The organism is Bacillus sp. FJAT-29814, from assembly GCF_001510715.1.
Lineage (GTDB): Bacteria > Bacillota > Bacilli > Bacillales > Cytobacillaceae > Neobacillus.
Genome location: NZ_LMTJ01000001.1, coordinates 18,650 through 28,379 on the forward strand (window position 1 = coordinate 18,650; position 9,730 = coordinate 28,379).

The window sequence follows — 9,730 nt, forward strand, 5'->3', positions numbered from 1 at the left end:
GGGTTTATTTATACATATTGGAATGGAGTGTTCTCATGATTATTAATTACCAAGAGTTCAAGGTAAAAAATGTAACGTACACAATAAGGTCTGCAGTAAAAAGGGATGCCAAGAGTTTGTCGGAATTAAGATTGCAGATTGATGGTGAAACCGAAAATATGGACAGAGAAAAGGGAGAAGCGTTCATCGACCAAGAAGGATTTGAACGAATTATCGAGACGGATACCAACCATCCCAGACACTTATTTTTAGTAGCCGAGGTGGAAGATAGAGTAGTAGGCTATTCGAGATGTGAAGGATCGGATTTAAAACGTTTTGTTCATAAGGTTGAATTTGGTGTAGGTGTACAAAAAGATTTCTGGGGATATGGCATTGGAAAAAACCTCATGAAAGAAAGCATTTTCTGGGCTGACACAAACGGAATAACAAAAATGGTACTGAATGTTCTAGAAACTAATGGGAACGCGATTGATCTTTACAAAAAACTCGGTTTTGAAATCGAAGGTCTTATAAAAAAAGATCGAATTCTTTCGGACGGAAACTACTATAGCACGTATATAATGGGAAGATTTAAGGAATAGCACTTTTAATAATGCAATTGTTCTATTAAAAAAAGAAGGAACAGGAGAGGAAACATGTTATGAAACAATTATGAAATGTATTAATGAGTGACCCATTAGTTTCTAAAGTGGATATACAGTCTCATCAAGAACCATTTGTTGACCTTGTTAGCTTTGACCCTGAAATCGTTGTGGACCATTCTCTTTCAAATAGAACACCTTATTTTTCCTATGTTCGTCTTTCAGTTGCCAATAAGCTTTCTGAGGCTAAAAAATTTCTTCCCAATGGTTTACGTTTTCTAATTAAGGAAGGATTCAGACCTGTACATCTTCAACAGTTAGCCTTTGAACGTTCGATACAACGATTAAAAGAAAATTCAGCGAATCAAGATATGAATTATTTAATCTCAGAAGCATCTAAATATGTTGCTCCTCCCCACGTAGCTCCTCATCCAACAGGAGGGGCCATTGACCTAACCTTAATAGATTCAGATAGTATAGAATTGGATCTGGGTACACCATTCGATGCGATACCAGAAGATACGGACAATGCTACTTTTTTTGCTGCAACAAACATTAGCGAACAAGCCATTCAAAATCGTAAATTACTTGCAAACGCTCTTCAATCTGTAGGTTTTGTCAATTACTATACGGAATGGTGGCATTGGTCGTACGGTGACAGGTATTGGGCAGTCATGACAAATGCAGAATATGCTCTCTATGAATCCGTTACAGAAGAAAAAATACAGAGTCTATTATAAAAACATCAAAAAAGCAGCACCAATTTACCTTCTGAAGGCGAACAGTCACAGCACTGTTCGCCTTTTTGTATTTATTGCTAATCAGCTGCAATCCAGTTTTTTCATTTATTTCACTTAGTAAAGATTATTAAATCGAGTTTACATAAATTACAAGAACTAAACAAAAGTATACAGTTAATTACCAATCTATTAATAATAGAAATTTACAATAGAAAAGAACTATAAAATTGGCGGAAGATTCCGAGAAAGGGTGAAAGTAGGAGCGGGAAGAAAGTAGGAACAGGGTAATAGTTATAAAAAATGTAAAGAAAGTGAGAGTAATGGAGATGAAACGGGTACTTTCTATTGTATTAAGTCTATTAATCCTTATTAACCCATTCGTGAATGCGACTGGTGCATTCGCTGCTGAAAATCAGCAAAACAGCAGTAATCAGCAGCCGGTTATGATTACCGAAATTTATCCCAATGATAAAGCCAATAGTCAAATTGAAGGGGCCGGGGATAATGATCTATTTGAATTCATCGAAATCTATAATACTACAAATAGTGAATTAGATTTTAATAGTGTTTATAAAGTCCGTTATGATTATGTTTCCAATGTGAAAGACCTTACTGTAACAGCGGCGGACGATCCCACGAATCTGAGTGCTGTTATTCCGGCACAATCACCAGCCGTGTTATGGGTGGAGCGGACAAGTTCCAAAATTACTGGAGCTGCCGCCGCACTGACTGAAGCAGATTTTCGGGCATACCACCAAATTCCTGCCGAAGTTCCAGTCTTTAAACTCCGTGGACAAGACGGCCTAAATAATGTCGATCGTGGATTTTACATTACTAGTAAAGATGACAATAATGTCATTTTGAGTGACGCTCATTACACAGGTGAAGATGTTGGAGATGGACTAAGTTACCATATAAAAGTTCCGAAAAGCGGGACAACCATGGAAAGCTTTATTAAAAAAGGCCAGCCAACACCAGGGAGTGTTCAAACTGAACAGTTGGTGCCAACAGCGAATAATCAGCCAGCCATCAGCCACAATCCAGTTCAATCCATTCCAGCAGCGACTGATTTTACCGTAACAGCAGCAATTGCCGATGGGGATGGCGATCCTTTAACGGTTAAGTTGTTCTATCGTGCAAATGAGGCAGAGTCTTACAAAGAAGTGGCTATGTCCAAAACAGATTCTGGTTATGCCTACACGATTCCTTCTTCAGAAATAAGCGGAAATGCGGTCCATTATTACATAACGGCAAACGACGGAAAGGAAACGGTAAAAACAGACGTTTTTACAACTGCCATTGATTCCACCGGCGTGCCAGCTGAACCAGAACAACCTAAACGTGAGTATCCGATATTTTTCACAGAGGTTTATCCTAATGATAAAAGTAACAGCCATATTAATGGGGCTGGATCCAATGATTTATTTGAGTTTGTTGAAATCTACAACCATACAAACGAGGAGCTTGATTTCAACAGCATTTATAAAATTCGCTACGATTGGCGTTCGGGCACCAAGGATTTGGCCGTGACAGCAGCGGATGACAAAACCGATCACAATATAAAAATTCCGGCCCATACGCCAGCGGTATTATGGGTAGAACGAACAAATCCAGCTATTACAGGTGATGCTGCCAATTTAAAGGAAGTTGATTTCAGAGCCTACCATAACGTCCCGAGTGATGTTCCGGTTTTTAAAGTACGCAATCAGGATGCACTTCCAAACGATAGCGACCGCAGCTTCTATATTACAACCAAGAGCAATGATAGCGATATTATTAGTGAAATAAGATTCACAGGTGAGGATACAGCGGATGGAAAAAGTTTTCATACGCGTGTACCGCAACAAGGGGTAACGGTTGAGGCTTTTCTTCGTAAAGGCGACCCGACAGCAGGTGTGGTGGATCCCGGCCAGCTTGTTCCATCCTCGAATCAAAAGCCAGTAATCACTCATCAGCCTGCAGGCCCGATTCAAAAAGGAGCCGATTATACGGTTGAAACAGCCGTTAACGATGCGGATGGTGATTCGTTAAACGTTTCATTATATTACCGGTTTAATCCATATGGCGATTTCACGAAGGTAGCCATGGAAGCACAAGCAAATGGAAGCTACACTTATAAGCTTTCCGCTGATTCCATTGCGGGTGCAGTCATCAACTACTATATTGAAGCTGCCGATAGCGAATCAACTGTTCAATCTGAAACATTTGAGGTGGTTGTAAACGACCCAGCCAATGCCGTTCCGCCGAAAATTCTAATTACAGAAATGACGCCGAATCCGGCTGGCGATTATCGTAGAGGCAGCGGGAACCAACATGAGTTCATGGAGATTTATAATAACTCCAATGAAGTGTTGAATTTAAAGGGCTACACACTGTTCTATTTGTATCCTAACAATTCACCGGCGCCTAAAAAATGGACCATCCCTCAAGAGACGTTCATTGAGCCATACAGCACAGCAATCATTTGGTTTGCCAAGGAAGCTGTTACAGCTGGGTTTACAACAGCGGAGGATTTCAATATCCATTATAATTCTACCGTTGATGAACAGGATATTATTTTTTACGATAATAAAAACGCTTCCGACTTTAACCTGCCTAACTCGTTGGAACGTGGCTTTGCCATTTCTAGTTCTGACTCTGTCAACGATATCATCGTAGAAGCATGGTATGACGCATCAAGCGTTGGCAGCCCGGACCGGATGGTCAACGATATTCGCAACAGTGCCGTTCTATATAATTATCCTGAATCAGGAAAATTGATGGAGCGGACTGGAACGAGAGCATTTTCCAACCCTGGTAGTATTGACGAAGGACAAGTCCCTGCGCCAGAAGGGTTAGATGTTGTGGCGCCAATGATTGAACATAATCAGCCATTCTATCAAATCCAGCAAGGGAAGGACCATACCATTACGATTGCAAGCCATGAACCATTGGCAAAGGCAGAGTTAGTTTACGGTACCGCCAAAAATCCTTTAACCGATTTTACAAATAAAACGGTCATGAGTTTGAAAGGACAGGAAGCTGGAAAATACGTTTACGAAGCCAGCCTGAATATTGCAGAGCTTGGTGCATATCGCTACATGATTGTGACCGAAGATGCCAGTGGTAATATAACCAAGGTCCCTTATAATTCACGCGGAAATCAAATCACCGTCATCGACGAAGCAATAGGCATTGAGTACCCTGAATCAGGCATGTCCATCGCCGATGGGGAAAGCTTGAGCGGCAAAGTTGGCTTATATGCCTATGGAAAAACAGCTGCAAATCAGTTGATCCTTTCATTGGCTGGCCAAAAACTAGAAACAAAACCTGCTTTGCCGGGAAAAGCAAAGTTAGGATTCCAGGCTCAGGGTATTGACTATATTTATCAAGCCTCTGCCAGCGCAAAAAATGCTGCGGGTGAAAGAGAATATTTTACTAGAATATTGCCTAGCTATGTGGATGGGGCATGGTACACCTATGATGTAGCTCCAGGATACTTTATTTCCGATCAAATCGTGTCGATTCACTCAGGCGGTGAAAATGTTCCGTATGACCTCGATGTCCATGAGCAGTATTTTAATAAATTGAATTTTGACGATTTTGAGGTCATCAATGTGCATCTCGTCTTGCCTGATGGCACCATGATTAAGCCTGAGAGCGTACGTAGCTATTTAGGAAACCTGCAGCAAACAGTATTGCCATATCGCGAAAATGTATTTTATCCATTCGGAGATGGCAGTGCACCAACGAGTACTAACTTTACGAAGCCAATGAAGAGTGATTTTATCTTCAATATCCCGGCAGAAAAGTTAACAGCCCAATATGCAGAAATTGATACAACCGCTTATGCTGATGGAACCTATCTGCTTAAGCTTGACCAAAATGGTGCCCAGCCAGATTTTGCTGCCGTTACTTTTGATAACACCGACCCTGTCATCAAAGGGATTTCCTATTCGACAGACAAGCTGATTACTGAGGGTGAACGGATTAGAGGGAAATTCACATTTGCAGTGGATGCCGAGGATAATCTGACAGGCATAGCTAAGGTGGAAGCAAAGCTGGATGGGAAACCGGTTGAGTTCCCATATGAAACATCCTCGGCTAAACTCGAGCCTGGAAACCATGAATTGCATGTGAATGTTTATGATGGTGCCGGAAATCTATCATCCTATTCAGTGTCCTTTACAATCGATTCCGAGACACCTGGACAGCCATCTGAACTGTCACCTGCCGACTTTGGCGAAAAGGTTTCGGAGAATACCACGTTAAAGGCGAAGGTTACCGATCCAAATGGTGATAAAATGGATGTGGATTTTTATCAGGGAAGCAAGTACGATTTTGCCAGCAACGATGGGATCAAAGGGTTTGGCCATATCGCGGACAGAGAGCCACCGTTAACAGTTGAATCGGTTGGCGAAATGGAATTGTCTGAGACAGATCAGGCAAAGATTGCATTTGAAGATGGTCAATATCTTGTTAATGATTCGAATATGGGATTCCCGTATCATCGCTTTGAAGTCACAGTAGATGAAGAATTATCGCCTGGTGATAAAGTGGAACTTTACTGGAAAGGAAAAACACTTCCTAATCGGAAGGTTACGCTTTACGCATGGGATTACAGTGCCGGCAAATGGATAGCGATGAAATCTGCCACAGGAAATGCAGCGGAATCCGATATCGTCCTCACGGTGGAAGTGGAAAAGGAAAAGTTTATCAAGGATGGAAAAATCCAGGCCATGGTTCAGGATGAAGTCAAAAATGCCAATGATCCATTCAAGATGCTGTGGTTTACCGATACACAGTACTATGCCGAAACCTATCATTATATTTTTGATGGCTTAGGGGATTGGATTGTAGACGAATATCAAAAGGGAACATTTAAGTATGCGATTCATTCCGGGGATATCGTCAATGTGGCCAATGATGATGCCCAGTGGGCTGTTGCCGACCGAAATCTGAAAAAATTGGACGAGGCTGGCGTGCCATATGGGGTGCTCGCCGGAAACCATGACAGCATCATAGATGGAATTGATTATTCCTATTACCACAAATGGGTTGGGGAAGATCGGTACAAAAATAATCCATGGTATGGCGGGTCAATGGATAACAATCGAAACCATTATGACCTCATGTCATTTGGCGGCCATGATTTTGTGATTGTCTACCTAGGCTTCGGATTGGAAGATACACCTGAAACGATTGCCTGGGCCAACGAAGTTCTGCAAAAGCACTCAGACCGAAATGCGATTTTAGTTATGCATGCCTACTTGGAATACAGTGCTACCCTGTCTAAAATGTCTCAGAATGTATTTGATCAAATTATTGTGCCAAACGAGAATGTAAAAATGGTGATGGGAGGCCACTACCATGGAGTGGCGACCCGCGTCTCCGAAATCCCTAATCAAGATGGCTCTACCAGAAAAGTATTGGAAATGCTTTCGGATTATCAAGGTGGTCCGAATGGCGGCGATGGCTATATTCGGTTATTGACATTTAATCCGGCTGATGAAACCGTCAGCATTCAAACCTATTCGCCGATTTTGGATGATATGAACTTCTTTGATGAGCCTGGTGTTGACAGCTTCACCGCCGATTATCAATTGATTGATATCAATAAACGGGTCGCCACGGACTACTTTAGCGTCAATGTTTATTCGGAGAAGTTAATTGGAAGTAATAAGGGTGTATTATCAGGTGAGACTGCGTCGGTAGAGTGGAAGGACCTGCAGCCGAACCAAACTTATTACTGGTATATGAATATTACAGATGAAAATGGTGCAACAAGACGATCTGATATTTTCCGATTTGCCACTGCCGATTTTGCGTCTGGTCAAGACCCGGATGGTAGTGGGCAAAATCCTGACCCGGGTGGTAAGGATCCTGACAATGGCGGGCAAAATCCTGATACCGGCGGGCAAAGTCCCGACAATGCTGGCCAAAACCCTAACCAAAACGGACAGCAGCCAAGCAACGCTAATGTCCAAGGCGGAAAGGTGCATGCCCCTAGCTTCACCAAGAGCCCTCAGGTTGGTGAAAATGCTCTGCCTAACACGGCCTCGAGTACCTATAACTGGGTGGCAGTAGGCATGATATTGATCCTTGCTGGAATTTGTATCAGCATTGCTCGCATCATGAAAAGGAGAAAACTGGGGGAAAATTAACAGGTCGCAAACAATGAAAAAGTAATGAAAAATGACCAACAAATTAGTCAATAATTTGTTGGTCATATTGTTTGATACAAAGAGGATTACATTGGAAATTAAAAGAAATATGTTTACGAAAAAGATGGACAGTGACAAAGTGAATGATCAAGTGCCTGGCACCCTCCAAAAAAATAGGAAGATGTGCCAGGCACTTTTTATTTGTGCATAGAAATTATATTCTAGATATTCGGTCCATAATAAATACGAACATAAATAAAAAATAATTTTATAATGTTCGTGTTTTACGAGAAATATTCACTTGATTCATAGGGTGATATACGATATTATAACGAAAAGACAAACAATAAGGGGTTGTGAAAGGTGTTTGGATGCCAGGTGAAAAAATAATGTTACTTGGTTTAGTTGAACTAAGAAAAGTGACGACCATCGAGGTTCAGCGTATAGGTCTCGAGACACACGCGTCAGTCCGTAATGAAAACGGGATGATTACGCATGAAAAACCAATCAACAAGACATGACAATCAGGAAAAGGGGACAAAAGGATGCAAACAAAAAATCGTTGGCTAATTGCCCTAGCGGCAGTTGGTATTCATATTTCGATAGGTTCGGTTTACGCTTGGAGTGTATTCACAAAACCGTTGGAACAACAGATGGGGTGGGGATTAAAGCAAATTTCCTTAACCTTTAGCTTGGCTATTTTATTTTTAGGTCTTTCTGCTGCCTTTTTAGGTCACTTTGTGGAAAAGTTTGGACCGCGAGCAGCCGGCACACTAAGCGCTTTGTTTTTTGGCGCTGGGATGGCAGGGGCAGGCTTCGCTATACAGCTGGAATCCATCCTATTACTCTATTTATTTTATGGAATGATTGCTGGAATTGGCTTAGGAGTTGGCTATATCACACCTGTTTCCACATTGGTGAAGTGGTTCCCAGACAGAAGAGGCCTTGCAACGGGACTGGCCATTATGGGATTTGGCTTTGCTTCATTAGTTAGCAGTCCGATCATGAATGCTTTAATCGAAACATATGGGATATCAAATACTTTCTATATTCTTGGAGCCGTCTATTTTGTGATTATTTTTTGTTCTGCTCAGTATCTTGCTCCGCCAAAAGTGGGATGGGCACCTAAGGGGCTGGAAGCTGGAGCACAAAAATCCGGTACAGCCAAATTTAAAGCGGACCTGCGTCAGTTAACCGCCAATGAGGCAGTTAGAACCCGACAGTTTTGGGCCTTATGGGTAATGCTGTTTATCAATATTACTTGTGGAATTGCGATACTTTCTGTTGCTTCGCCTATGGCGCAAGAGTTGGCAGGAATGACCGCTGCCGGAGCAGCAACAATGGTGGGAATCATGGGATTATTTAACGGTGGGGGAAGAATTGTTTGGGCGGCCATCTCTGATTATATCGGAAGACCGAATGTGTACACACTCTTTTTCGCGTTTCAAATTGTAGCCTTTTTTATGCTTCCAAATATTACAGTCAGCATTCTATTTTCAATTATCGTTTATATGATTATGACTTGTTATGGAGGAGGCTTTGCCGCAATACCTGCCTATATCGGCGATTTATTTGGTACGAAGCAGCTTGGAGCCATTCATGGTTATATATTGACTGCATGGGCAGCAGCCGGGCTGGCGGGACCCATCTTTGTATCCTGGGTGAGGGAAACAACAGGAAGCTATCAAGGAACTTTAATCATTTTTTCTGGAATCTTTGTTTTAGCTCTTGCCGTTTCATTCCTCATTCGTCTCGATATTAAAAAATTAAGGGCAATCAACGAGAATCGAATAATGAATAATGCGGGGAATCTATAATAATTCCTATGAAATTCATTCATATCGAGAGGCATTTATTAACTTTGTTAACGTGACCTTGGATTATGATGATGATAAAATCAACTGGGTAGCCAATCTGGGTTATTGGCGACCGAGACTGGGAAGATAGAACCAACTGGGTAGCCAATCGAAGTCAAGTCCATTCTTTTGTGTAAAAGTGTCAATAATGTTTTTCAACCAATTAATAAATTTATTAATAAATGGTGTTAGTAAGATATATAAGCTTATTGGTGTTTGAATATTCAGTCAGAGAAGGGGTAGGGGAGCCCCTTCTCTGACTGAAAAATTTCCCAGTTCATCTATATTTATCCACTCGCTTGTTTGAGTTTTTGACTGGGGGTACGGTCATATTTAGGCAGCACAGACTATACTTTTTTCATACCTCTAATAAAAACCTTGTTTTCCCATTTTTCTTCTTCATGCATGAG

At 41.5% G+C, this 9,730-nt stretch carries 5 protein-coding genes; all 5 read left to right on the plus strand.

Annotated features, from left to right (window positions below):
* Positions 1 to 35 precede the first annotated feature (35 nt).
* Entirely contained in the window at positions 36 to 581 is a 546-nt protein-coding gene (locus AR334_RS00115; protein WP_066303577.1) for a GNAT family N-acetyltransferase, read from the plus strand.
* An 83-nt stretch (positions 582 to 664) separates the two neighbouring features.
* Positions 665 to 1,321: a M15 family metallopeptidase gene (locus tag AR334_RS00120; protein WP_066303581.1), complete on the plus strand. Its 657-nt coding sequence runs from the start codon at positions 665 to 667 to the stop codon at positions 1,319 to 1,321.
* A gap of 326 nt (positions 1,322 to 1,647) precedes the next feature.
* Positions 1,648 to 7,464 (plus strand): lamin tail domain-containing protein, encoded by a 5,817-nt coding sequence (locus AR334_RS00125; protein ID WP_172799129.1) that lies wholly within the window; start codon positions 1,648 to 1,650, stop codon positions 7,462 to 7,464.
* Positions 7,465 to 7,853: 389 nt separating this feature from the next.
* Positions 7,854 to 7,985, plus strand: a complete 132-nt coding sequence (locus tag AR334_RS30540; protein ID WP_301337142.1) for a hypothetical protein — start codon at positions 7,854 to 7,856, stop codon at positions 7,983 to 7,985.
* A 24-nt stretch (positions 7,986 to 8,009) separates the two neighbouring features.
* On the plus strand, positions 8,010 to 9,281 hold the full coding sequence (locus tag AR334_RS00130) for an OFA family MFS transporter (RefSeq protein WP_066303583.1): 1,272 nt from the start codon (positions 8,010 to 8,012) through the stop codon (positions 9,279 to 9,281).
* Positions 9,282 to 9,730: the final 449 nt, after the last annotated feature.

Bases quoted from the DNA above. Each gene is read 5' to 3' on its own strand.
- AR334_RS00115 (WP_066303577.1), top strand. From the start codon at position 36: ATGATTATTAATTACCAAGAGTTCAAGGTAAAAAATGTAACGTACACA.
- AR334_RS00120 (WP_066303581.1), top strand. From the start codon at position 665: ATGAGTGACCCATTAGTTTCTAAAGTGGATATACAGTCTCATCAAGAA.
- AR334_RS00125 (WP_172799129.1), top strand. From the start codon at position 1,648: ATGAAACGGGTACTTTCTATTGTATTAAGTCTATTAATCCTTATTAAC.
- AR334_RS30540 (WP_301337142.1), top strand. From the start codon at position 7,854: ATGTTACTTGGTTTAGTTGAACTAAGAAAAGTGACGACCATCGAGGTT.
- AR334_RS00130 (WP_066303583.1), top strand. From the start codon at position 8,010: ATGCAAACAAAAAATCGTTGGCTAATTGCCCTAGCGGCAGTTGGTATT.